At 60.9% G+C, this 21,970-nt stretch carries 21 protein-coding genes and 3 tRNA genes; 4 read left to right on the top strand and 20 right to left on the bottom strand.

Annotated elements, in window-relative coordinates:
- Positions 1-53: 53 nt before the first annotated feature.
- The 17 genes from rpoB to NN662_RS11400 form a co-directional block, all read right to left on the bottom strand.
- Positions 54-4,196: a DNA-directed RNA polymerase subunit beta gene (gene rpoB / locus NN662_RS11320; RefSeq protein WP_261930358.1), complete on the bottom strand. Its 4,143-nt coding sequence runs from the start codon at positions 4,194-4,196 to the stop codon at positions 54-56.
- A gap of 259 nt (positions 4,197-4,455) precedes the next feature.
- Positions 4,456-4,836: a 50S ribosomal protein L7/L12 gene (gene rplL / locus NN662_RS11325; RefSeq protein ID WP_261930359.1), complete on the bottom strand. Its 381-nt coding sequence runs from the start codon at positions 4,834-4,836 to the stop codon at positions 4,456-4,458.
- A gap of 57 nt (positions 4,837-4,893) precedes the next feature.
- Entirely contained in the window at positions 4,894-5,412 is a 519-nt protein-coding gene (gene rplJ, locus NN662_RS11330; protein WP_261930360.1) for a 50S ribosomal protein L10, read from the bottom strand.
- Positions 5,413-5,745: 333 nt separating this feature from the next.
- Positions 5,746-6,447, bottom strand: coding sequence for a 50S ribosomal protein L1 (gene rplA / locus NN662_RS11335; protein ID WP_261930361.1), 702 nt, complete (start codon positions 6,445-6,447; stop codon positions 5,746-5,748).
- Positions 6,448-6,451: 4 nt separating this feature from the next.
- The gene (gene rplK, locus NN662_RS11340) at positions 6,452-6,880 is read right to left on the bottom strand and encodes a 50S ribosomal protein L11 (protein WP_261930362.1); all 429 of its coding nucleotides are present in this window, start codon (positions 6,878-6,880) and stop codon (positions 6,452-6,454) included.
- Between the two features lie 154 nt (positions 6,881-7,034).
- A complete protein-coding gene (gene nusG / locus NN662_RS11345) occupies positions 7,035-7,565 on the bottom strand; it encodes a transcription termination/antitermination protein NusG (RefSeq protein ID WP_261930363.1) in 531 nt (176 codons plus the stop codon).
- Positions 7,566-7,584: 19 nt separating this feature from the next.
- The gene (gene secE / locus NN662_RS11350) at positions 7,585-7,785 is read right to left on the bottom strand and encodes a preprotein translocase subunit SecE (protein WP_261930364.1); all 201 of its coding nucleotides are present in this window, start codon (positions 7,783-7,785) and stop codon (positions 7,585-7,587) included.
- Positions 7,786-7,959: 174 nt separating this feature from the next.
- Positions 7,960-8,035: transfer RNA gene (locus NN662_RS11355), tRNA-Trp, on the bottom strand.
- Positions 8,036-8,191: 156 nt separating this feature from the next.
- Positions 8,192-8,860 (bottom strand): hypothetical protein, encoded by a 669-nt coding sequence (locus NN662_RS11360; RefSeq protein ID WP_261930365.1) that lies wholly within the window; start codon positions 8,858-8,860, stop codon positions 8,192-8,194.
- A 176-nt stretch (positions 8,861-9,036) separates the two neighbouring features.
- Complete coding sequence (locus NN662_RS11365) at positions 9,037-9,726, bottom strand: hypothetical protein (RefSeq protein WP_261930366.1); 690 nt, start codon at positions 9,724-9,726, stop codon at positions 9,037-9,039.
- A gap of 173 nt (positions 9,727-9,899) precedes the next feature.
- Positions 9,900-10,793, bottom strand: a complete 894-nt coding sequence (locus NN662_RS11370; RefSeq protein ID WP_261930367.1) for an NAD-dependent epimerase/dehydratase family protein — start codon at positions 10,791-10,793, stop codon at positions 9,900-9,902.
- 136 nt (positions 10,794-10,929) lie between these two features.
- Positions 10,930-11,751: a class I SAM-dependent methyltransferase gene (locus NN662_RS11375; protein ID WP_261930368.1), complete on the bottom strand. Its 822-nt coding sequence runs from the start codon at positions 11,749-11,751 to the stop codon at positions 10,930-10,932.
- Positions 11,752-11,879: 128 nt separating this feature from the next.
- Positions 11,880-12,512: a LysE family translocator gene (locus tag NN662_RS11380; protein ID WP_261930369.1), complete on the bottom strand. Its 633-nt coding sequence runs from the start codon at positions 12,510-12,512 to the stop codon at positions 11,880-11,882.
- 190 nt (positions 12,513-12,702) lie between these two features.
- The gene (gene tuf / locus NN662_RS11385) at positions 12,703-13,878 is read right to left on the bottom strand and encodes an elongation factor Tu (RefSeq protein ID WP_261930353.1); all 1,176 of its coding nucleotides are present in this window, start codon (positions 13,876-13,878) and stop codon (positions 12,703-12,705) included.
- 248 nt (positions 13,879-14,126) lie between these two features.
- A tRNA-Gly gene (locus NN662_RS11390) sits at positions 14,127-14,200 on the bottom strand.
- A 26-nt stretch (positions 14,201-14,226) separates the two neighbouring features.
- A tRNA-Tyr gene (locus NN662_RS11395) sits at positions 14,227-14,311 on the bottom strand.
- A gap of 195 nt (positions 14,312-14,506) precedes the next feature.
- A complete protein-coding gene (locus NN662_RS11400; protein ID WP_261930370.1) occupies positions 14,507-15,733 on the bottom strand; it encodes a multidrug effflux MFS transporter in 1,227 nt (408 codons plus the stop codon).
- Between the two features lie 163 nt (positions 15,734-15,896).
- Between NN662_RS11400 and NN662_RS11405 the strand changes: the two genes are divergently transcribed.
- The 4 genes from NN662_RS11405 to NN662_RS11420 are packed head-to-tail and all read left to right on the top strand — an operon-like array spanning position 15,897 to position 19,495.
- Positions 15,897-16,517 (top strand): TetR/AcrR family transcriptional regulator, encoded by a 621-nt coding sequence (locus NN662_RS11405; protein ID WP_261930371.1) that lies wholly within the window; start codon positions 15,897-15,899, stop codon positions 16,515-16,517.
- A gap of 52 nt (positions 16,518-16,569) precedes the next feature.
- Complete coding sequence (locus tag NN662_RS11410) at positions 16,570-17,457, top strand: TrmH family RNA methyltransferase (RefSeq protein WP_261930372.1); 888 nt, start codon at positions 16,570-16,572, stop codon at positions 17,455-17,457.
- Positions 17,454-18,227, top strand: coding sequence for an HAD-IIB family hydrolase (locus NN662_RS11415; RefSeq protein ID WP_261930373.1), 774 nt, complete (start codon positions 17,454-17,456; stop codon positions 18,225-18,227). Before NN662_RS11410 ends, NN662_RS11415 begins: the two co-directional genes overlap by 4 nt.
- A gap of 44 nt (positions 18,228-18,271) precedes the next feature.
- Positions 18,272-19,495, top strand: coding sequence for a glycosyl transferase (locus tag NN662_RS11420; protein WP_261930374.1), 1,224 nt, complete (start codon positions 18,272-18,274; stop codon positions 19,493-19,495).
- Between the two features lie 42 nt (positions 19,496-19,537).
- Here NN662_RS11420 and NN662_RS11425 read toward each other — a convergent pair whose 3' ends face one another.
- The 3 genes from NN662_RS11425 to NN662_RS11435 form a co-directional block, all read right to left on the bottom strand.
- Complete coding sequence (locus NN662_RS11425; protein ID WP_261930375.1) at positions 19,538-20,023, bottom strand: hypothetical protein; 486 nt, start codon at positions 20,021-20,023, stop codon at positions 19,538-19,540.
- 123 nt (positions 20,024-20,146) lie between these two features.
- Positions 20,147-20,563: a hypothetical protein gene (locus tag NN662_RS11430; protein ID WP_261930376.1), complete on the bottom strand. Its 417-nt coding sequence runs from the start codon at positions 20,561-20,563 to the stop codon at positions 20,147-20,149.
- Positions 20,544-21,788: an MFS transporter gene (locus NN662_RS11435; protein ID WP_261930377.1), complete on the bottom strand. Its 1,245-nt coding sequence runs from the start codon at positions 21,786-21,788 to the stop codon at positions 20,544-20,546. The genes NN662_RS11430 and NN662_RS11435 overlap by 20 nt, the downstream gene beginning before the upstream one ends.
- Positions 21,789-21,970: the final 182 nt, after the last annotated feature.

The raw sequence follows: 21,970 nt of genomic DNA on the forward strand, positions 1-21,970 counted from the left end.
ACCGGCAAGGGGGAAGATGTGCGCCGGCGAACCCGCGCACATCCAACGTTTGATTATTCGGCCGCGTCCGGCAGCTGATCGGTTCCGTCTTGGCCTTCGCCGATCTTGGAGTTCTCGAGCTCGACGCTGAGACCCAGAGACCGCATTTCCTTGACCAGAACGTTGAACGATTCCGGAATGCCCGCTTCGAACGTGTCGTCGCCGCGCACGATGGCCTCGTAGACCTTCGTACGGCCCGCCACGTCGTCCGACTTGACGGTGAGCATTTCCTGCAGCGTGTAGGCGGCGCCATACGCTTCCAGTGCCCAGACTTCCATTTCCCCGAAGCGCTGACCGCCGAACTGCGCCTTGCCGCCCAGCGGCTGTTGGGTCACGAGCGAGTACGGACCGATCGAACGGGCGTGGATCTTGTCGTCGACAAGGTGGTTCAGCTTGATCATGTACATGTAGCCGACAGTCACCTTGCGGTCGAAGGGCTCACCCGTACGGCCATCGTAGAGAACCGACTGACCGGACGCATTGAGACCTGCACGCTCGAGCATGCTGGCGATATCCGGCTCATGCGCACCGTCGAAGACCGGGGTGGCGATCGAAACGCCCTTCCGGGACTGTTCGGCGAGCTTGACCAGTGCTTCGTCGTCGAAGGACGAGACTTCGTCCTTTGCGTCGCTGGCGTAAACCGTCGTCAGTTCGTTCTTCAGGTCGCTGATGTCCATCGTCTTGCGATAGTCGTCGAGCAGCTGGCCGATCTTCTTGCCCATGCCGGCGCAAGCCCAGGCAAGGTGGGTTTCGAGGATCTGGCCGACGTTCATGCGCGACGGCACGCCCAGCGGGTTCAAGCAGATGTCGACATGCGTACCGTCTTCGAGGAACGGCATGTCCTCGATCGGCAGGATGCGCGAAACCACGCCCTTGTTGCCGTGACGGCCGGCCATCTTGTCGCCCGGCTGGATCTTGCGCTTCACAGCGACGAAGACCTTGACCATCTTCATGACGCCCGGAGGCATTTCGTCGCCACGCTGGACCTTTTCGACCTTGTCCATGAAGCGCTGTTCAAGGCGCGACTTGGATTCGTCGTACTGGCCGCGCAGGGCTTCGATCTCGCCCTGGACCTTCTCGTCCTCGACGGCGAACATCCACCACTGCGAGCGGGGATATTCGGAGACGACGGCGTTGGAAAGCTCGACGCCCTTCTTGAAGCCCTTCGGACCGGCGATCGAAACCTGACCACGCAGCATGTCAATCAGGCGGCCGTAGACGTTACGGTCGAGGATTGCCTGCTCGTCGTCGCGGTCCTTGGCCAGACGTTCGATCTCTTCGCGTTCGATCGCCATGGCGCGTTCGTCCTTTTCAACGCCGTGGCGGTTGAAAACGCGAACTTCGACGATGGTGCCGAAGGTGCCCGGGGGCATGCGCATGGAGGTGTCGCGAACGTCGGAGGCCTTTTCACCGAAGATGGCGCGCAAAAGCTTTTCTTCCGGCGTCATCGGGCTTTCGCCCTTCGGCGTGATCTTGCCGACCAGAATGTCGCCCGGCTGAACATCGGCGCCGATATAGACGATGCCGGCTTCGTCGAGGTTCTTCAGAGCCTCTTCCGAAACGTTCGGAATGTCGCGGGTGATTTCTTCCGGACCGAGCTTGGTGTCGCGGGCCATCACTTCGAATTCCTCGATGTGGATGGAGGTGAACACGTCGTCAGCGACGATGCGTTCCGACATCAGGATCGAGTCTTCGTAGTTGTAGCCGTTCCACGGCATGAACGCGACGAGCGCGTTGCGGCCGAGCGCCAGGTCGCCTAGATCCGTCGACGGACCGTCGGCAATGATGTCGCCCTTGTTCAGAACGTCGCCGACGGAAACCAGCGGACGCTGGTTGACGCAGGTGTTCTGGTTGGAACGCTGGAACTTCTGCAGGCGATAGATATCAACGCCGGACTTCGACGGATCGAGGTCCTCGGTGGCGCGGATAACGATACGCGTCGCGTCGACCTGGTCGACCACGCCGCCACGACGGGCGCCGATGGCAGCACCGGAGTCGCGGGCAACGATCGGCTCCATGCCGGTGCCGACGAACGGCGCTTCGGCGCGCAGAAGCGGAACGGCCTGACGCTGCATGTTCGAGCCCATGAGAGCGCGGTTGGCGTCGTCGTTTTCCAGGAACGGAATGAGCGCGGCTGCGACCGAGACGAGCTGCTTCGGCGAGACGTCCATCAGGTTGATGGTGTCGCGCGGAGCGAGCATAACGTCACCGGCATGACGGCAGACGACGAACTCTTCCGAGAACGAGTTGTCTTCGTTCAGGACGGCGTTGGCCTGTGCGACGTAATACTTGGCCTCTTCCATGGCGGAGAGGTAGATCACGTCGCTCGTCACCTTGCCGTCAACAATCTTGCGGTACGGGCTTTCGATGAAGCCGTACTTGTTGACGCGGGCGAAGGTGGCCAGCGAGTTGATCAGACCGATGTTCGGGCCTTCCGGCGTTTCAATCGGGCAGATACGGCCGTAGTGGGTCGGGTGAACGTCGCGGACTTCGAAGCCGGCGCGCTCGCGGGTCAGACCACCCGGTCCAAGTGCCGAGAGACGGCGCTTGTGGGTGATTTCCGAAAGCGGGTTCACCTGGTCCATGAACTGCGACAGCTGCGAGGAGCCGAAGAATTCGCGGACGGCGGCGGCGGCCGGCTTGGCGTTGATCAGGTCCTGCGGCATGACGGTGTCGATCTCGATCGACGACATGCGTTCCTTGATCGCACGCTCCATGCGCAACAGACCCAGACGATACTGGTTTTCCATCAGCTCGCCGACCGAACGGACACGGCGGTTGCCGAGGTTGTCGATGTCGTCGATTTCGCCCTTGCCGTCGCGCAGGTCGACCAGCATCTTGACCACGGCCAGGATGTCGTCCTTGCGCAGAACGCGCATGGTGTCCGGAGCGTCGAGGTCGAGACGCATGTTCATCTTGACGCGGCCGACCGCAGACAGGTCGTAACGTTCGGCGTCGAAGAACAGCGACTGGAACATGGCCTCGGCCGATTCCATGGTCGGCGGCTCACCCGGACGCATGACGCGGTAGATGTCGAACAGAGCGTCCTGACGGTTCTCGTTCTTGTCAGCGGCCAGCGTGTTGCGGATGTAGGCGCCGACATTGATGTGGTCGATGCCGAGAACCGGGATTTCGGTGAAGCCGGCGTCGAGGATGACCGGGAGGGTCTTCTCGTCGATTTCGTCACCCGCTTCGAGGTAGATCGCACCCGTTTCCAGGTCGACGACGTCTTCGGCGAGGTAGGAGCCGTAGAGATCCTCGTCGGTGGCCTTGAGAGCCTTCAGGCCCTTGTCCTTCAGCTGCTTCAGGAGACGCGGGGTCAGCTTCTTGCCGGCCTCGACAACCACTTCGCCGGTGTCGGCGTCGATCATCTCGGAAATGGCCTTGGAGCCCTTCAACGCATCCGGCTGGAAGGGAACGCGCCAACCGTCGCCGTCACGCTCGAAGATGTCCTTCGAGTAGAAGGTCGACAGGATTTCTTCGCCGTCCATGCCGAGCGCCATCAGCAGCGAGGTGACCGGCAGCTTGCGGCGGCGGTCGATACGCGCGTAGACAACATCCTTGGCGTCGAACTCGATGTCGAGCCAGGAGCCGCGATACGGAATGACGCGGGCAGCAAACAGCAGCTTGCCCGAAGAATGGCTCTTGCCCTTGTCGTGGTCGAAGAACACGCCCGGCGAACGGTGCATCTGGGAAACGATGACGCGCTCGGTGCCGTTGACGATGAACGTGCCGTTGTTGGTCATGAGCGGCATGTCGCCCATGTAGACGGACTGTTCCTTGATGTCCTTGATCGACTTGGCGCCGGTATCCTCGTCAATATCGAACACGATGAGGCGCAGCGTCACCTTCAGCGGCGCAGCATAGGTCAGGTCGCGCTGACGGCACTCGTCGACGTCGAACTTCGGCTGTTCGAATTCGTAGGACACGAATTCCAGCATCGACGCACCGGAGAAATCGGTGATCGGGAAAACGGACTTGAAAACGGACTGCAGTCCCTCGTCAGGACGGCCGCCCTTGGGCTCGTCGACCATGAGGAACTGATCATAAGACGCCTTCTGGACCTCGATGAGGTTCGGCATCTCTGCTACTTCGGGGATCTTACCAAAAAACTTGCGTACGCGCCTACGACCGTTAAACGAAAGGGTCTGAGCCATCGTCGCTCCTTCAATCTTTTTGCATCCGGGCCTGCAACGAACGGATCACCGCTGGCCAGGCGGCTCCGTCGACATGGGTCAGTTCAATCTCGTAGCACTCCTGAACTCCGCATGGCCGGATTGCCATGCCCTTCAGTGCGCTACTATGCTCTTGAAGAGCCCATTACCCAAAAGCCGATTTCACCCGGCTTTTGGGTAATGGAATTCAATAGCGTAAACGGGAAGCGGCACGAGGCCGCTTCCCGAAGCAATCCGAAGATTACTTGACTTCGACCTTAGCGCCGGCGTCTTCCAGCTTCTTCTTGAGGTCAGCAGCTTCGCCCTTGGAAACAGCTTCCTTGACAGCCTTCGGAGCGCCTTCGACCAGGTCCTTGGCTTCCTTGAGGCCCAGGCCGGTGATGGCGCGGACTTCCTTGATGACGTTGATCTTGTTGGCGCCGGCGTCGGCGAGGATCACGTCAAATTCGGTCTTTTCTTCTTCAGCAGCAGCAGCAGCGCCAGCACCACCAGCAGCGGCAGCAACAGCAACCGGAGCAGCGGCGGAAACGCCCCACTTTTCTTCGAGCATCTTGGACAGCTCAGCCGCTTCGAGAACGGTCAGAGAGGAGAGGTCTTCTACGATCTTTGCGAGATCAGCCATTTTAAAGTTCCTTTGTTCGGTTCGAACTGGTTTGTTTGATTACAGCAAAAAACCGCCTTAAGCGGCTTCGTCCTTCGAGGCGTAAGCCGAGAACACGCGGGCGAGCTGAGCTGCCGGTGCCTGTACAACGCCTGCGATACGGGTAGCCGGGGTCTGGATCATGCCCACCAGCTTCGCACGCAGCTCGTCCAGCGAAGGCAGGGTCGCAAGCGACTTCACACCTTCGGCGTCGAGAGAGGTTGCACCCATGGCGCCACCGAGGACGACGAGCTTGTCGTTGCCCTTGGCGAAATCCATGACGACTTTCGGAGCCGTGATCGGGTCAACGCTGTATGCAATCAGCGTCTGTCCGGTGAAGAGATTGGACATCTCTTCCGACTCGGTACCCTGAAGGGCAATTTTGGCCAGACGGTTTTTCGCGACCTTGACGGTGCCGCCGGCTGCGCGCATCTTCGAACGGAAGTCGTTCATCTGCGCAACCGTGATACCGGCATAGTGGGCTACGACAACCGAGCCAGAAGCCTTGAAGACTTCGTTCAGTTCCGCAACGAATTCGCGCTTTTCCGCTTTTTCCACTGCCTATCTCCAGTTGGCAGGCCTCAAATACTCAAGAGCCTGCCGGGTTTGCCTTTGCCTCAAGGGATCCGTTTCAAATGGATCCCGAGCGACGCTTGAGGATCCTGCCCCCTCGCGCTCCCAACTGTCAGGCTGGCAGGCACAAGGCACACTAGGTTCGAACCGCAACAGTGAAGTACGGTCTCACCCGTCTCATGCAGGCAAAGTGATTAAGGTATAACCACCTGCAATCTCGGACAGGAGCTCCGGGTTGCCCCGGATATTCCGGCCCGCGAGCGGACCGGAAATTCTTTTGAAGTGCGGCTCTATAAAGCAGAGCCGCGCAAATATCAATCAGGCGGACGCGAGAAGCGTGCCAACCTCGATCTTGACGCCCGGACCCATGGTCGAGGACAGGGCTACGCGCTTGACGTAGTTGCCCTTGGCGCCTGCCGGCTTGGCCTTGATGACGGCATCAGCGAAAGCGCGGATGTTTTCTTCAAGTGCCTTGGCATCGAACGAAGCCTTGCCAACGCCAGCCTGGATGATACCGGCCTTTTCGACGCGGAACTCGACTGCGCCGCCCTTGGAGGCTTCGACAGCGGCCTTGACGTCCATGGTCACGGTACCGACCTTCGGGTTCGGCATCATGCCACGCGGGCCGAGAACCTTGCCGAGACGGCCGACGAGCGGCATCATGTCCGGGGTCGCAATGCAGCGATCGAAATCGATCTTGCCGCCCTGGACGATTTCAACGAGGTCTTCCGCACCGACGACGTCTGCGCCGGCTGCCTTGGCTTCGTCAGCCTTGGCGCCACGTGCGAACACGGCGACGCGAACCGTACGGCCGGTGCCGTTCGGCAGATTGACAACGCCGCGGACCATCTGGTCGGCATGGCGCGGGTCGACGCCGAGGTTCATCGCAACTTCGATGGTTTCATCGAACTTGGCAACGGCACGTTCCTTGACCATGGCGATGGCATCGCTCAGGCCGTAGAGCTTCGTCGGATCGACACCTTCACGGGTCTTCTGAATACGCTTTGCAATCTTCGCCATGATATTAGCCCACAACCTGCAGGCCCATGGCGCGGGCGGAGCCCTCGACCATTGCCATTGCGCCTTCGATATCGGCCGCGTTGAGGTCCTTCATCTTGGCCTCTGCGATCGAGCGAACCTGGTCCTTCGAGATCGAGCCGGCAGATGCCTTGCCCGGGGTCTTCGAACCGCTCTTGATCTTCGCTTCCTTCTTGAGGAAGTAGGAGACCGGCGGCTGCTTCATGATGAAGGTGAACGACTTGTCCTGGTAATAGGTGATGACGACCGGGATCGGCATGCCCTTTTCCATTTCCTGCGTGGCGGCGTTGAACGCCTTGCAGAATTCCATGATATTGATGCCACGCTGACCAAGTGCGGGACCGATCGGCGGGGACGGGTTTGCCGAACCTGCCGAGACCTGCAGCTTGAGCTGGCCTGCAACTTTCTTAGCCATTTCTCTGCCTTTCCAAAAACGGGCCGGTTTCCCGGACCCTTCGATGCCAGACCCGTTGATGGCCTGGCGGCTGCGGTTGCGTGGTGCGGATCAATGAGTGCCGGCTTAGAGCACCCTCACCTTCCACGCGGATTGACGAGCGAACCCGCCGCGATCAGACCTTCTCGACCTGACCGTATTCCAGTTCGACCGGGGTCGCGCGACCGAAGATGGAAACTTCCACCTTGAGGCGCGAACGCTCCTCGTCGACATCCTGAACGACGCCGTTGAACGAGGCGAACGGACCGTCGGAGACGCGCACCTGCTCGCCGATCTCGAAGGAGACGGACGACTTCGGGCGCTCGACGCCCTCCTGGACCTGGCCGAGAATGCGATCGGCCTCATAGTCGGGAATCGGAACCGGCTTGGAGTCGGAACCGAGGAAGCCCGTAACCTTCGGGGTATTCTTGATGAGGTGATAGGCCTCATCCGTCAGGTTGGCGCGCACCAGCACGTAACCCGGGAAAAACTTGCGCTCCGAATCGACCTTGCGGCCGCGGCGCACCTCGACGACCTTTTCGGTCGGAACGAGGATCTTTTCGAAGAGATGATCGAGACCCTTCTGACGGGCCTTGTTCTCGATATCCTCGGCGACCTTCTTCTCGAAATTCGAATATGCGTGGACGATATACCAGCGCGCTGCCATGACTGCCTCTCCGTCCGACTTAGTTACCAACATTCAGCACAAGGCCGAGTATCCAGCTGATCAGCTGATCCGAGGCGAAGAAAAACAGCGCGGCCAGGATCACCATAACCAGAACCATCACCGTGGAGATCATCGTCTCGCGGCGTGACGGCCAGGTAACCTTTTGCGTCTCGGACCGGACCTGACGCAAAAATGTAAATGGATTTGCTTTGGATGCCATTGACTGCTCACGCGCTTACGACGCGTAAAGCCAGCCCTGCCAGCCCCACGCGCCGCGTGTCTGTTTTTGCCTACATAAACACTCTGCCCTCAATTAACAAGAGCATTTCGAGCGTTTAGCGAAAGTGCCATCGTGCCGGCCAAGTCGCGCTTACGCGCCAGGACCTTCATAAAATGGCAGGGGCAGAGGGGCTCGAACCCCCGACCTGCGGTTTTGGAGACCGCCGCTCTACCAACTGAGCTATACCCCTACAATCGAAATCCGGCGACACAATCATCACCCGATCAGGACCGTGGGCGGTTCATATTGAAGTTGTCGGAGGATGACAAGCAGGTTTGCGCTTTTTGTTCGACATTTTTTGCTGACAACAACGAACACCGAACCGGGCCTCCACCCTCCGCCGCAATCAGATGTCGATCAGCCCCATATCCGCAATTTTCCTGAGATTCTCGAGCTTCGGCCGGACAGGGCCATTCTTGGTGACGCGCGGGCGGATATGATACATGGCGCCCTCCTCCAGATTGGGCCACCAGCTCGACATCGCCCACTTCTCTCCCCCCGGCAGGATGCCGCCATGGAAACGGTTGTGGCGTGCCAGCTGGTGCATGACGCCCTCGTCCTCCAGCTCGCCGGCGGAGTATCTCGAGAGCTCGACCAGATCGAGCTTCGACCTGAAGGTCTGCCGGTGCCAGCGGTCCAGCTTCCACAGAGAGCCATTCCAGTAAGGGTAACGCCAATGGACGAGCCCGCTGAACTTGCGCAAATGCCGCCATTTCAAGCGGCGCTGGGAATATCCCGAAACACCGATGCCGGGCTGATCGAAAAGGCTTTCCTGCAGGCCCTTGCGCACGAACATGTCCATGTCGAGCATGACCACGACATCGTACGCATCGAATCGTTCATCCAGCATGGCAAGTTTCTGCATGGGAGCGGAAAGCCCCTCTGCGAACACGTTGCCTTCAAGAAAGAGGTAGTCCGCTGCTTCCCGCTTGGCAAAGTCCTGGATGTTCCGCATGGACAACAGTTCCAGCTCTCCCGGCGTGCCGGTGTAGTGCTGCAGAATAAGTCGTTTCATCCAGTGGCATCCGTTTTGTGCAATTGTTCTCTCAAACTTGGTGTCATATCAGGGTCAGGGAAAGTCAACCATCTGCGGGGTGCATTTGCCGTTTTCAACCGGTGAGAGCCGGCCAAGCGGCTTACACTTCCGGAATGAAGCGCCTCAAGTCAGGCGCCAGTGGCCATTTCCCGGCACTACCACCGGCGACTATAGGAAAGCCGCATGCTCATGTCCGGCTCGGCGTCGGTCTGTTGCGCCAGGCGCTGGATGTCGGTCAATGCCGCCGTAAACGTCCAGTGGGTCGTCAATCGGCTTTCCATCCTGAGGCTTGCGCTACAGGTCTGCGCGGGGAGAGCGGCGGCGACCGAGGCGATCGCCTTCACCCTCCAGTCCGGCAGACTGACGCCGAAGGATTGCCGTGCGTCAACCGAATCGTCCCCTGCCCTGCCCATTCGCGCCGTAACGGATCGCGAGCTGGTCAGCGTAACGTAGGGCGTTGCGACCCAGCTGGCCGAATCATAGTAGCGCAGCGATGCCGCCTGCAGGAGCGACTGGCCCTGGTCATCGCCATAAAGGCGGGCCTGCAGCTGTAGATCGTGATTCTCGACGACGTTGTGAACGTCGCGAAGCTTGATATCGGCCCATAGCGCCACCGGAACCGCCTCAATGTTGCCGCCCGCATCGGCCTTGACCTGCATTTCCGCTCCGGTCGCGGGCTGAAACGTGGCAGGCCAGCGGACCCCGGTGCGAAACTTATATGAATTCTCGTCCGTCTTCGTCGCCGACCAGATGATCCGGCTGCCATCCATGGCGGATGCGCTCGCCGGCGACAAGGCCGCCAGCATCACGCACAGGACAAGACTATTCCGGCAAAGGACAAACATCGACACATCATCTTGATCGGCAAGGAGAGGCGGCGCTCGATACGGAGCGGCGCGGCGAACCACATACAGGTTCACCCATCAAGGTTGCATGATGGTTAACGAAGGATCAATCGCGGGATGTTGCCACTCCCGCGATCGAGGCGGACAAAACGGTCAAGCGTTACACGGCTGCATCAGCCGCCGACATACTTGCGCCAGTTGTGCTGCTCCTTGAAGCCCAGGACTTCGCGGATCTTGCGGTTGGAGATGACGGCCTCATCGGCGCCCATCTCGCGCTTGAACGGGGTGTTCGGGAAGAACCGGGCTGCTAGTTGCTGCGTCGTCAGGTCGGCCGTCACGGTGTCGTTCGTGGCGTTGAAGACCTGGAAGCCGAGGCCGTCCTTCTTGATGCAAAGATCGACGATCTGGGCGAGGTCGCGTGCGTCGATATAGCACCAGGCGTTGCGTATGCGGGTCTCCGGCTTCTCGACGAAGCCCGGGAAGCGGTCGTACTCGTTCGGCTCGATCACATTGCCGATCCTCAGCGCATAGATGTCGGCGCCGGTGCGTTCGGAAAAGGCGCGGGCCGTCTTCTCGTTGACGACCTTGGAGAGCCCGTAGCTGTCCATCGGATCGACATCATACTCCTCGTCGAGCGGCAGGTAGTGCGGCTCGCGATCCCCTTCGGCAAAGCAGATGCCGTAGGTGGTCTCGCTGGAGGCGATAATGACCTTGCGGACGCCGAGCTTCACCGCCGCCTCGATGATATTATAAGTGCCCATCACATTGACCCGAAACGTCTCGTTGTCGGGCTTGATGAGGATGCGCGGGATGGCGGCGAAATGCACCACGGCGTCGAAGGGCTGCACGCCCTTGCCCGATTCGAGATCGGGGAAATCTCGATGCATGGAGAGCGCGTTGAAGACCTGGCCGGAGTCGGCGATATCGACGATCAGGTTGGTCACGCCGGGACAGTCCAGCGGTACGAGATCGATATTGTGCACCTCATAGCCCGCCTCGATCAGCCACGGCACGACATGCCGACCCGCCTTGCCAGAACCACCGGTGAACAGAATGCGCTTTTTCATGAATATCCTCCTCGAATGTCAGCCCTCTACATAGAAGACAAACGACGCGAAGGAAGAGCCTGTTTGAGGATCAGCCCAACAAATGTGATCCGATCCACCGTCGGCAAGGCGGCGCCGCACATGCGCACTCGCCCGATCAGGGCTTGCGGCAGATCACCTGGATCGGATGCGTCCGCCCCTCGGCAATGTTGCGGGCGGCGTTGGCGATCTTCGCCGGTGCCCCCTCGCCCAGCAGGAGCTGGACACCGAAGGACGGCAACTCTCCGCGCCGGGCAAGTTCCATCGCCCTGTTGTAGCCCGCGAGATATTTCTCGCCGGTATCGACCAGCTGAAAATCGGTGAAGCCCGCCTGGCCCAGATGCCGCAAGGTCTCTTCCGGGATCATCAGAAAGGCGCCGCTGCCGTCGTCCGACCAGGGGCACGGGTAATGCGGCGACCCGGTCGGTCCGAGGCCGTGCTCTGTCAGGGCGAAGAAGGCGCCGGGTTTGAGGACACGAAAGGCCTCGGAGAAGAAGCGGTCGCGATCGGCGATGTTCATCGTCACATGCTGCGAATAGCCGCCATCGAACTGATAGTCGCCGTAGGGCAAAGCCTGCGCATCCCCGACCTCGAGATGGACCGCATCCTGCATGCCGAGGAGCGCGGTCAGCCTGTTGGCGGCGTCAATGAAAGGCCCGGTGATGTCGATGCCACTCACTTTGCATCCGAACCGTTTGGCGATGTAACGCGCCGGGCCGCCAACGCCACAGCCAATATCGACGAGATGGTCGCCGGCTTTGATCGGCAATGCATCCGCCAATTCGACGGTGGCTGGAAAGCCGCGTGCGTGAAGATGGTCGACGGAGGACAACTGCTCGATCGTCACCGTCTCCGGCGATATTGAAGAGGCCTTCATCGCATCGATGATACGGCCATAGACATCGCCACTGCCCCAATGCTCTGAAATCGACGTGTTCATCGCCGCTGCTCCCCCCAACCGCATTGGGCCAGCATATTAACTCTGCCGGAGAAAACTGGCGAATCGAATTTTGAGACAAGCTCTCGCCAACAGACGGGTCTTTCCCCGACGCCCCCGCCAGTGCTGGATCAGCTTTTCTGCAAGGCCAGATGCACTCCGAGACCCACCAGCATGGCACCACCGGCACGCCGCGCCATCAGTTGCACGCGTCCGCTTCTGCGAAGCCGGGCAACCAGGTCGCCGGCGATTCCCACGCAAACGATATCAGCCGACGAAAAGATGAGGTTCACCATCGTGCCCAGGATCGTCAGTTGCAACCAGATGGGAAAGGACGCCGCGGCGTCGACAAATTGCGGCAGGAAGGCCAGGAAGAACAGTGCAGTTTTCGGGTTCAACACCTCGATCGCGACGCTTTGCATGAATGCCTGCCGGCCGGTCCTCAGGTTAGCCTCGGGAATATCGACACCGGAACCCGCCTTGGCGCGGAGGAAGCAGACACCGAGCCAGACAAGATAGAGAGCACCGGCGAGCTTGACGGCGACATAGAGCGGTGGAACCGCATGAAACAGAATGGACAGGCCTGCGGCGGAGGCGGCGACATGCACGTAGCCGCCAAGGTGGATGCCAAGAGCGGCCATGAGGCCTGCAAACCGTCCGCGGGCAACGGTCTGCGCCGCTGCGTAAAGCATGGCCGGCCCCGGCAGATAGGCGAATGCCAGCGTTGTCAGGAAGAAGGCGATGAGAATGTCCGATGACGGCATGGCATGCCCCTCTTGCGATCCGACCCAAGCTGTCCACAACTGAAGACAGCTAATCCTGGAAAACGCAAGCCGGATATAAACAGCGGTCCGCCACCAGTCCGTCCAGGGTGCCTGCACATCATGAAAAAAGCCCCGCCGTTGCCGGCGGGGCTCTTCTTGTTCCCGTTCGGGATTCAGTAGCTATCGATTGTTACTCGACGATCGAAGCGACGATGCCGGCGCCGACGGTGCGGCCGCCTTCGCGGATAGCGAAGCGCAGCTTTTCTTCCATCGCGATCGGAACGATCAGCTCGACGTCAACGGTGACGTTGTCGCCAGGCATGACCATTTCCGTGCCTTCCGGAAGCGTCACGATGCCCGTCACGTCCGTCGTGCGGAAGTAGAACTGCGGACGGTAGTTCGTGAAGAACGGCGTATGACGGCCGCCTTCTTCCTTCGTCAGGATATAGGCTTCGGCCTTGAACTTGCGGTGCGGCTTGACAGAACCCGGCTTGCACAGGATCTGGCCACGCTCGACGCCGTTACGGTCGACACCGCGAAGCAGCGCGCCGATGTTGTCGCCGGCCTGGCCCTGGTCGAGCAGCTTGCGGAACATTTCAACGCCCGTGCAGGTCGTCTTCGTCGTCGGCTTGATGCCAACGATTTCGATTTCTTCGCCAACCTTGACGATACCGCGCTCGACGCGGCCGGTCACAACCGTACCACGGCCCGAGATCGAAAACACGTCTTCGATCGGCATCAGGAACGGCTGGTCGATCGGACGCTCAGGCGTCGGGATGTAGCTGTCGACAGCTTCCATCAGGGCGCGGATCGCGTCTTCGCCGATCTTCTTGTCGGAATCTTCGAGAGCGGCCAGAGCCGAACCCTTGACGATCGGAATGTCGTCGCCCGGGAAGTCGTAGGACGACAGAAGTTCGCGAACTTCCAGCTCGACGAGCTCGAGGAGCTCTTCGTCGTCGACCTGGTCGACCTTGTTCAAGAACACGACGATTGCCGGAACGCCAACCTGACGGGCGAGCAGGATGTGCTCGCGGGTCTGCGGCATCGGGCCGTCGGCAGCCGAGCAAACCAGGATCGCGCCGTCCATCTGGGCAGCACCGGTGATCATGTTCTTGACGTAGTCGGCGTGGCCGGGGCAGTCAACGTGGGCGTAGTGACGGTTGGCCGTCTCGTACTCGACGTGTGCCGTCGAGATGGTGATGCCACGCGCCTTTTCTTCCGGAGCAGCGTCGATCTGGTCGTACGCCTTGAACTCGCCGAAGAACTTCGTGATCGCTGCCGTCAGCGACGTCTTGCCGTGGTCAACGTGACCAATCGTGCCAATGTTTACGTGAGGCTTGTTGCGCTCAAACTTGCTCTTTGCCATTTGATTTCTTCCTGTGAACGTCAGATGGTAGTTGCCGGCCAGCCGGATTAGTGCCGCCGTTTAAGGCTTTCGCACGCATTGCGCAAGACCAAATTGCGGGCACGTCCCACGAAATGGAATTTGTGGCGAATATTGTTCCGCGAACAGGGCGCGGCGCGGAGGGCGTGTGCCGGGAAATTGCCATACAAAGGCAAAAACAATCCCTTGCTGCAATAGATTAAACCAATGCTTCAAGGCAGTTCTGAAAGTGGAGCGGGTAGCGGGAATCGAACCCGCGTATTCAGCTTGGAAGGCTGCTGCTCTACCATTGAGCTATACCCGCGGCGATCGATCATTTGACGGTCCTGATGGTGGAGGGAGTTGGATTTGAACCAACGTAGGCTAAGCCAACGGATTTACAGTCCGTCCCCTTTAACCACTCGGGCATCCCTCCAGTATCAGTCCGGATCAAGCGACCAAGCTTTTGAAGCTTACGGGGTTTTTGCCGCCCCGCAATCTGCGCCGGGTATATGACCGCCCGTTTCGCGTCTGTCAACACGGTCCGATCAGAAAAATTCGATTTTCTGATCGGAGCCCACAGGCATCGGCCGAGGGGCCGGATGATCGTCCGGCCGAGCCGGCAATGCGATCAGCCCGGATGGCCGACCGATGCCAGCTGGGTGGCCTCCTCCGGACGCAGACGGGGAAACAGCGTGAGTGCGGTTGCGAGGCCGGCACCGCCACAGACGGCCATGACAGCGAAGAGCGGCATCGCCGTGCCATCGGCAAGCAGGCCGAGGACGGCGCCGGACAGCGCACCGCCGCCAAATCCCATCGCCCCGATCAATGCGGCCGCCGCGCCGGGATTTGCCCCCTGCTCTTCCATGGCCAGCACGTTGCAGTTCGGCAGGATCGCCCCCATGCTGAAGACGAAGAGGAACATCAGGATGCTGACGGCAACGAGGTCCGCCAGACCGGCCAGTTGCAACAGCACCAGCGCGGCCGCGCTCACAAGATTGAGGGCCGCCGCCATCTTGACCATGAAGCGCGCCGATGTCCGGGCAACGAGTTTCGAGTTGACCTGAACGCCGACAGCGAGACCGACGGCGTTGACGGCGAAGAGCATCGAGAAGTGCAGCGGCGTCATGCCATAGACGCTGACGAAGACGCTTGCCGCGCCGGCGATATAGGCGAAGAAACCGCCCTGGAGAAATGCGAAGGGCACGGCATAGCCGAAGAAGCTCCTCTGCGTGAGGATGATCCCATAGTTGCGCATGACCTTCAGCGGATGGGCGCTGGTGCGATCTTCCTTCTTGCGCGTTTCTGGAAGCTTGAGCGCGATCAGAAGCGCTGCCGCGACGGCAAGAATGGCGAGAACGACAAAGATCATCTCCCAATAGCTCAGACGCAGCACCAGACTGCCGGCCATCGGCGCAATGATTGGTGCGAGACCGCTGACCAGCGAAATCATGCCCATCATGCGCACGGCTTCGAGGCCGGAAAACATGTCGCGCGCGACCGACATGGCGACCACCATGCCCACCGATCCGGCAATGCCCTGGAGAAAGCGGAAGGCCATCAACTGGGCGGGATCGACCGACATGGCACAGCCGAGCGAGGCCAGCGCGAACACGGCCAGCGCGGTCAGCGACGAGGTCTTGCGGCCGAAGCGGTCGGAAACCGGGCCCCAGAAGAGCTGGCCCAGCGTGAAGCCCGCGAAGAAGCTCATCACGCTCATCTGGATTTCCCCCTCACCCACCGCGAGGCTGCGGGCGATCGTGGGGATGGCGGCGACATACATGTCGATTGCGAGAGGACCGAATGCGGTCAGCGTCCCCAGGCATATGGCGATTGCGATATGATTTTTGTCGGACATGACTGAAACTTTCTTCCAATAATTCAGAAACGGTGGCGTATGCAAAATCTTTCGATTGCATTTGGAAACGATATCGTTTCTTATTTGTCAAGCAGATTCCGGGAAGAGGACCGAAATGAGCGGAGAAATCGCAAAAAAAAGGCCGGCGGCAGGGCGCCCACCGGTGTTGACGAGCGAGGAACGGCGGGCGCGCATATTGGCGGCGGCGGAGAAGACCTTCATGACGTCCGGCTACGGACGGGCGACAATGGAGGAGATCGCACGCAACAGCGGCATGTCGAAGAAGACGCTCTACCAGTTCTTCAGCGACAAGGCGCAGATCTTCGAGGCACTGGTCGAGGCGCAGGACCTGCCGCCACGGCTGGAGATGCCGGCCGAAACAGGCAGGGATGACCTCACGGAGACCCTGCGGCGCGGTCTCGTCCAATTCGCCTCCTATGTGCTGTCGGGGCCGCAGATAGCGCTGACCCGGCTGGTCATTTCCGAGGCCAGCCACCATCCAGAGATGTCCCGGTTGTTTTTCGGGATATGCGTCGAGCGCGGGCGACGGCAGATCGCCGAATTCATCGGACATTTCCAGAAACAGGGGCTCCTGGCCGCGACGGTCGATGCAGAAACGCTCGCGGATGTTCTGGTCGGCGGCACCTTTGCCATGTCGCATCTCAGCCAACTGATGATGGGGAACAGCGATGTCGGGATCTCCACGCGGACGCTGGAACGGGACATCGGCCTGCGGCTGAATGCGCTGCTGCAGGGGTTCCTGCCCGAAACCGGACCCCGCTAATTTCGGCAGTTCCGCATCTTCACGCCGCCTGCGGGCGCCGCTATAAGGCGGCATGAGCAAAGACAGAAACGACGACCGGTCCGCCAGGGACAGCCATTACGCCAGCCTGCGCCGCCAGCATCGCGACAAGAAGCGCGAGCGGGGCGAGATCCCGACGCCATCGCCGAAGGATCGCCGCCAGGCGGCCGCTGCGCAATGGTCGCCCCCTTCCCTGCAGCCGGACCAGGTGTTCCTCTACGGCTTGCACACGGTGCGCGCCGCGCTGGACAATCCGGCCCGCACGCTGATCAAGCTATCGGTCACGCAGAATGCGCTTGCCCGTCTCGAAATCGACGACCCGGGCGCACTTCGCTGCCCGGTCGAGATCGTCCAGCCGTCGGACATTGACAAGATGCTTGGGCCCGATGCCATCCACCAGGGCGTGATGCTGGAGACGCGGCCGCTGCCGGTGCGCAAGCTGGAAGCGCTGAAGGAAAGCCCACTCATCCTCGTCCTCGATCAGGTGACAGATCCGCACAATGTCGGCGCCATCATGCGTTCGGCCGTGGCATTTGCCGCCGGTGCGGTCATCACCACGCAGCGCCATTCGCCGACCGAATCGGGCGTGCTTGCCAAATCGGCATCCGGCGCGCTGGAGATGATCCCCTACATTCAGGTCACCAATCTCGCCGACGCGCTCGGCGAACTGCACAAGCTCGGCTTCTTCGCGATCGGCCTCGATTCGGAAGGACCAGCGGCCATCGAGGGCACCTTCTCCGGCGAGAAGATCGCCCTCGTTCTGGGGTCGGAAGGCAAGGGTCTCAGGCAGAAGACGCGCGAGACCGTGAGCGCACTCGCAAGGCTGGACATGCCCGGCGAGATCAAGTCGCTCAATGTTTCGAACGCCGCGGCAATCGCGCTCTATGCCACGAGGCAGTTTTTGCTATCCTCCAAAGGATGATTCTCGTCTTTTCCGATCTCGACGGAACACTTTTGGACCATGAGACCTATTCCTTCGACGCGGCACGGCCCGCGCTCGAGCGGTTTCGTGACAAGGGTATTCCGCTGATCCTCGCCTCCAGCAAGACCGAGGCCGAAATGCTGCCGATCGCCGAGGCGATGGGCATCGACTATCCGCTGATCGTCGAGAATGGTGCCGGAATCGCCCGCCATCCCGCCGCGACCACACATCAGACGGATGACACCTACGCGAAGATCCGCAGCGTCCTTGCCGCATTGCCGACGGAACTCAAAGGCCTGTTTGCGAGTTTCGGTGACTGGGATGCCGAAACCGTCAGCGAACGGACCGGTCTTCCCATCGAAAGCGCCAGGCTCGCCAGAATGCGCCGCTTTTCCGAACCGGGTCTCTGGTCCGGGACCGAGGAGCAGAAGGAAGCCTTCAAGGCGCTGCTGAATGACGAGGGGTTGATGGCGGTTCAGGGCGGGCGCTTCTTCACGATCATGCCAAAGACATCGAAAGCCGAGCGCATGCGCGCGCTTGCAGACTGGTACGCCGAGACAAGCGGCAGCGCCGTCCGGACGATCGCGCTCGGCGATGCGCAGAACGATGTGGCGATGATCGAGGCGGCCGATACCGGCGTCATTGTCGCCAATCCGGCGCATGCGCCCCTTCCGCCTCTGGCGGGAGAGGCGGACGGACGCATTCTGAGAACGACAAAACCCGGCCCGCAGGGCTGGAATGACATAATTCTGCAAATCATCGGTCCGTAAAACGACAGGATCGAACCGACACGGGACAACAAAGGGGACAGGCGTTGGCGGATTTTCATCAGAACGGCGTGGTGGCGACGCTCCACAATTTTCGCGAACGCAGCACCGCCGAGATCGAAAAGGACCTCGAACTTTTTTCCAAGGTCCGGCCGATCACCCTGATCCTGCCCTCGCTTTATTCGGAACTGGAAGCGCCGGCACTGGAAAAGATCGTCGATGAGCTTTCCGGGGCGAACTACATTTCCTCGATCGTCATCGGCCTCGATCAGGCGACGCGCGAACAGTATCTGCATGCCCGCGAGTATTTCTCCCGCCTGCCGCAGGAGCACCACATCCTCTGGAACGACGGCGCGCGGCTGAGGGCCGTCGACGAACGGCTGGCCGAGGCCAATCTGGCGCCCGACCAGCCCGGCAAGGGCCGCAATGTCTGGTATTGCATCGGCTTCGTGCTCGGCCAGCGCAATGCCGGCGTGGTGGCGCTGCACGATTGCGATATCGTCACCTACAAGCGCGACATGCTCGCCCGCCTCGTCTATCCGGTCACCAATCCCGGCTTCCCCTACGTCTTTTCCAAGGGCTACTATCCGCGCATCGCCGATGGTTCGCTGAACGGACGTGTGACGCGCCTTCTGGTGACGCCGCTGCTGCTCAGCCTGGAACGCGTGCTCGGGCATCATCCCTATATCGACTACCTGAAGGCCTTCCGCTATCCGCTCGCCGGCGAGTTCGCCATGCGCTCGCACATTCTCGCCGACATCCGGATTCCGTCCGACTGGGGACTGGAAATCGGCGTGCTTTCCGAGCTGTGGCGTAACTATTCGAACACGGCGATCTGCCAGGTCGACATCGCCGACCGCTACGACCACAAGCACCAGCCGCTGTCGCCGGAGGATGCGGCCAAGGGGCTGTCGCGCATGTCGATCGACATCTGCAAGGCGGTATTGCGGAAGCTTGCGACCGACGGCGTCGTCTTCAGCCACGAAACGCTGCGGACGCTCAAGGCCACCTATTACCGCACGGCGCTCGATCTCGTGGAGATCTACCACAACGACGCCAAGATGAACGGCTTCTCGACGGACCGGCACAAGGAAGAGCAAGGTGTCGAACTGTTCGCCGCCAATCTCGTCGAGGCCGGCAACATCTTCCTCGAATATCCGAACGCGACGCCTTTCATGCCGAGCTGGAACCGCGTGCAGAGCGCTCTGCCCGGCATTTTCGAGGAAATCCAGGCGGCCGTGCGCCGCGATGCAGAGGACGCCGGCAAGTAGTCACCGGGCGAACGCCGGAGGCGCATCACCTCTTGGTGACATTCATGCCGGAAGTCCGGGGCGAAAGCGTCCGAGGGCGACATAGCCGAGCAGCAGGAACACCACGAGGACCAGGCCTTGGGTGATGGCGAAGGGCGGTTCGTTGCCGGCGGGCGCCAGCGCATGCAAGGGCGGCACCTTCTGAAAGGCCTGAACGATCAGCACGAAGACGTTGAAATAGAGCGACGCGACCGCGCATGCGACAAATACGGGCCGCGAACGTCCCGACAGACCGAGGCGGTAATAGGCGAGCATGGCGACGAGCAGCAGGACTGTCGTCAGGATGCCGACCGCAATCGCCGGGGTGAAGCCGTGAAAGGGAAACAGGAAGCCCGTGACGGTGGTCGCCAGCGTCATGCCAAGGAAGATGGCCGTCATCCGCGCCGCCCTGTCGCCATGGATCCAGCGATTGAGCGCGATGAGACCGGCGACGATGCCGATCAGGCTCAAGATGACATGAAACAATGTGAACAGTGCCAGACCCGACATGAGAACGCCCCCGCGCTTTCGAACGCCGGACCCAAACCCGGCGACGACGGTTTCAGAAAATTCATTCAATGCAAGTGTCAAAGAGAACCGGCAGAAATCCGGGCATGTCACGCCATCAGACAGTCAATTCAATGCAGGCGATGGCCAGGCGCTCTGGCTGAAACCATGGTCGACCGGCTGCAGTTGCGTCATCGGGCAGCCATCCTGAATTTTCTGCCAGGACGTATTGTTCAGCACCATTTCGCAGCGCGCCAGATAGGCGGTGTCATTGATGCGTATGCAGGTCACCTGCCCAAGGGAAAGTTTCGTTCCGTCCTTGATGCTGCAGGTGCAATCGGCAAAGGCCGGCGCAGCAACAGAGCCCGCGGCCAGGAGGATCATGGCCGAGCCCGCTCTGGTCAGTCCATGGGGCAAATTCCAGCTCATGCGGCGATGATACGCCGATCCTGACAAATGTAAATCTTGAGTTGCCTCGAAACCGTCGCACTCTACCGCCTGCCCAAAATGCAGGCGGCGATCGTCATGCCGCGGGATCGACACCGTGTGCCGGTTCTGTGGCGTTGCGGGCGACAATCCTCTGCCGGACGAGCGCCATCAGTCCGGTCGCCAACAGGCAGTAGACGCCCATGGCAGCGATCTGGAACGGATAGTAGACGCCGAAATCGATCAGGTAGCCGGTAATCCCCGGACCCATCGCCGTGCCGAATACGGTGAGCGCGATGATGATCGAGCGGATACCGCCGAGATGTTTGAGCCCATAGACCTCGGGCCAGAGCGCGCCCAGGAGCGTGCCGGCGACGCCGTTGGAGATGCCGAGCAGGCACATGAAGGCGAACGCGCTCCATTCGCCACTAAACGCCGCCAGAACCGCACAGGCGCAGGCCATCGGCAGCAGGAAGTATGGCATCAGATCGACGGCCGAGAACTTGTCGATCAGCTGGCCGGTGATGAGGGCTGCGACGACGCAGGAGGCCGACGAAAAGACGAAGGCGCCGGCAAACACGGTAAGCGACCAGCCGCGAAGCTCCACCAAATAGACCTGATGGAAGAAGATCGTCGTGGCGATGAAGCCCGGCGCCAGAACGCCGAGCATGGTCATCCAGAAGACCGGATCGCGCACGACTTCGCCTCGCGTCCAGTCACGCGCGCCGCTGTGGCGCACCGGCCGGTCGGTCTGGCGCGGTGTGCGTTCCACCCGCATCAGCATGAGGATCGCCGGCAGACCGACGGCGACGATGGCGCAGGCCGCAAAGAACCAGGTGTTGCGCCAGCCGAAGGCGCCGCCGAGGATGACGAACAGGAAGGGCAGCGCCGCCTCGCCGCCCTGCAGGCCGAGATTGGTGAACGATACCGCCCTGCCCCGCTGGCCCGAAAACCAGCGTGCCATCGCCGTCTGCGCCGTATGGGTCATCATGCCCTGGCCGAAGAGGCGCAGCAAATAGATGGTGAAGAGCAGCAGCGGCAGCCAGGTGGAAACCGCCATGAGCGCGCAGGCGAGCGCCAGCACCGGCATGATCATCAGCGTCACCCTCGCCACCGAGAAATGGTCGACGATGCGGCCGAGCATCGGCAGCGTCAGGGCGCTGCCGAGCGTGGCGATCATGTAGATGACGCCATACTGGCCATTCGAGAGACCGTACTCGCCACGAATGCCGCCGGCCGACAGCGAGATGAAGAAGGTCTGCCCGAAGGCGGAGAAGAAATTCAGCAGGAAGCCGCCGGCAATCCAGCGGGCATTCTCGCGGAAAAAGGCGATGATCGGCATTTCGGTCTCTGTGGCGATGGCAGATCGCAAGGAAGAGGCGACCGCGGGATGTGTGAGGATTTCCGGAGTCAACTACCGCAACGGCATCGCGTCAAGGCCACCGCCTGGCAATTTGCGCGCGAGCGGGCTTCAAGCCGGCGGCGCTCCCGCTTTCAAATCGGGCAGACGAACCGCCCGGAGCA

The sequence above is a fragment of the Rhizobium sp. NRK18 genome, from assembly GCF_024385575.1.
GTDB lineage: Bacteria > Pseudomonadota > Alphaproteobacteria > Rhizobiales > Rhizobiaceae > JANFMV01.

Excerpts from the sequence above, each read along its gene's own strand:
- rpoB (WP_261930358.1), bottom strand. The coding sequence starts at position 4,196 with ATGGCTCAGACCCTTTCGTTTAACGGTCGTAGGCGCGTACGCAAGTTT.
- rplL (WP_261930359.1), bottom strand. The coding sequence starts at position 4,836 with ATGGCTGATCTCGCAAAGATCGTAGAAGACCTCTCCTCTCTGACCGTT.
- rplA (WP_261930361.1), bottom strand. The coding sequence starts at position 6,447 with ATGGCGAAGATTGCAAAGCGTATTCAGAAGACCCGTGAAGGTGTCGAT.
- rplK (WP_261930362.1), bottom strand. The coding sequence starts at position 6,880 with ATGGCTAAGAAAGTTGCAGGCCAGCTCAAGCTGCAGGTCTCGGCAGGT.
- nusG (WP_261930363.1), bottom strand. The coding sequence starts at position 7,565 with ATGGCAGCGCGCTGGTATATCGTCCACGCATATTCGAATTTCGAGAAG.
- secE (WP_261930364.1), bottom strand. The coding sequence starts at position 7,785 with ATGGCATCCAAAGCAAATCCATTTACATTTTTGCGTCAGGTCCGGTCC.
- NN662_RS11360 (WP_261930365.1), bottom strand. The coding sequence starts at position 8,860 with ATGAAACGACTTATTCTGCAGCACTACACCGGCACGCCGGGAGAGCTG.
- NN662_RS11365 (WP_261930366.1), bottom strand. The coding sequence starts at position 9,726 with ATGTTTGTCCTTTGCCGGAATAGTCTTGTCCTGTGCGTGATGCTGGCG.
- NN662_RS11370 (WP_261930367.1), bottom strand. The coding sequence starts at position 10,793 with ATGAAAAAGCGCATTCTGTTCACCGGTGGTTCTGGCAAGGCGGGTCGG.
- NN662_RS11375 (WP_261930368.1), bottom strand. The coding sequence starts at position 11,751 with ATGAACACGTCGATTTCAGAGCATTGGGGCAGTGGCGATGTCTATGGC.
- NN662_RS11380 (WP_261930369.1), bottom strand. The coding sequence starts at position 12,512 with ATGCCGTCATCGGACATTCTCATCGCCTTCTTCCTGACAACGCTGGCA.
- tuf (WP_261930353.1), bottom strand. The coding sequence starts at position 13,878 with ATGGCAAAGAGCAAGTTTGAGCGCAACAAGCCTCACGTAAACATTGGC.
- NN662_RS11400 (WP_261930370.1), bottom strand. The coding sequence starts at position 15,733 with ATGTCCGACAAAAATCATATCGCAATCGCCATATGCCTGGGGACGCTG.
- NN662_RS11410 (WP_261930372.1), top strand. The coding sequence starts at position 16,570 with ATGAGCAAAGACAGAAACGACGACCGGTCCGCCAGGGACAGCCATTAC.
- NN662_RS11415 (WP_261930373.1), top strand. The coding sequence starts at position 17,454 with ATGATTCTCGTCTTTTCCGATCTCGACGGAACACTTTTGGACCATGAG.
- NN662_RS11425 (WP_261930375.1), bottom strand. The coding sequence starts at position 20,023 with ATGTCGGGTCTGGCACTGTTCACATTGTTTCATGTCATCTTGAGCCTG.
- NN662_RS11435 (WP_261930377.1), bottom strand. The coding sequence starts at position 21,788 with ATGCCGATCATCGCCTTTTTCCGCGAGAATGCCCGCTGGATTGCCGGC.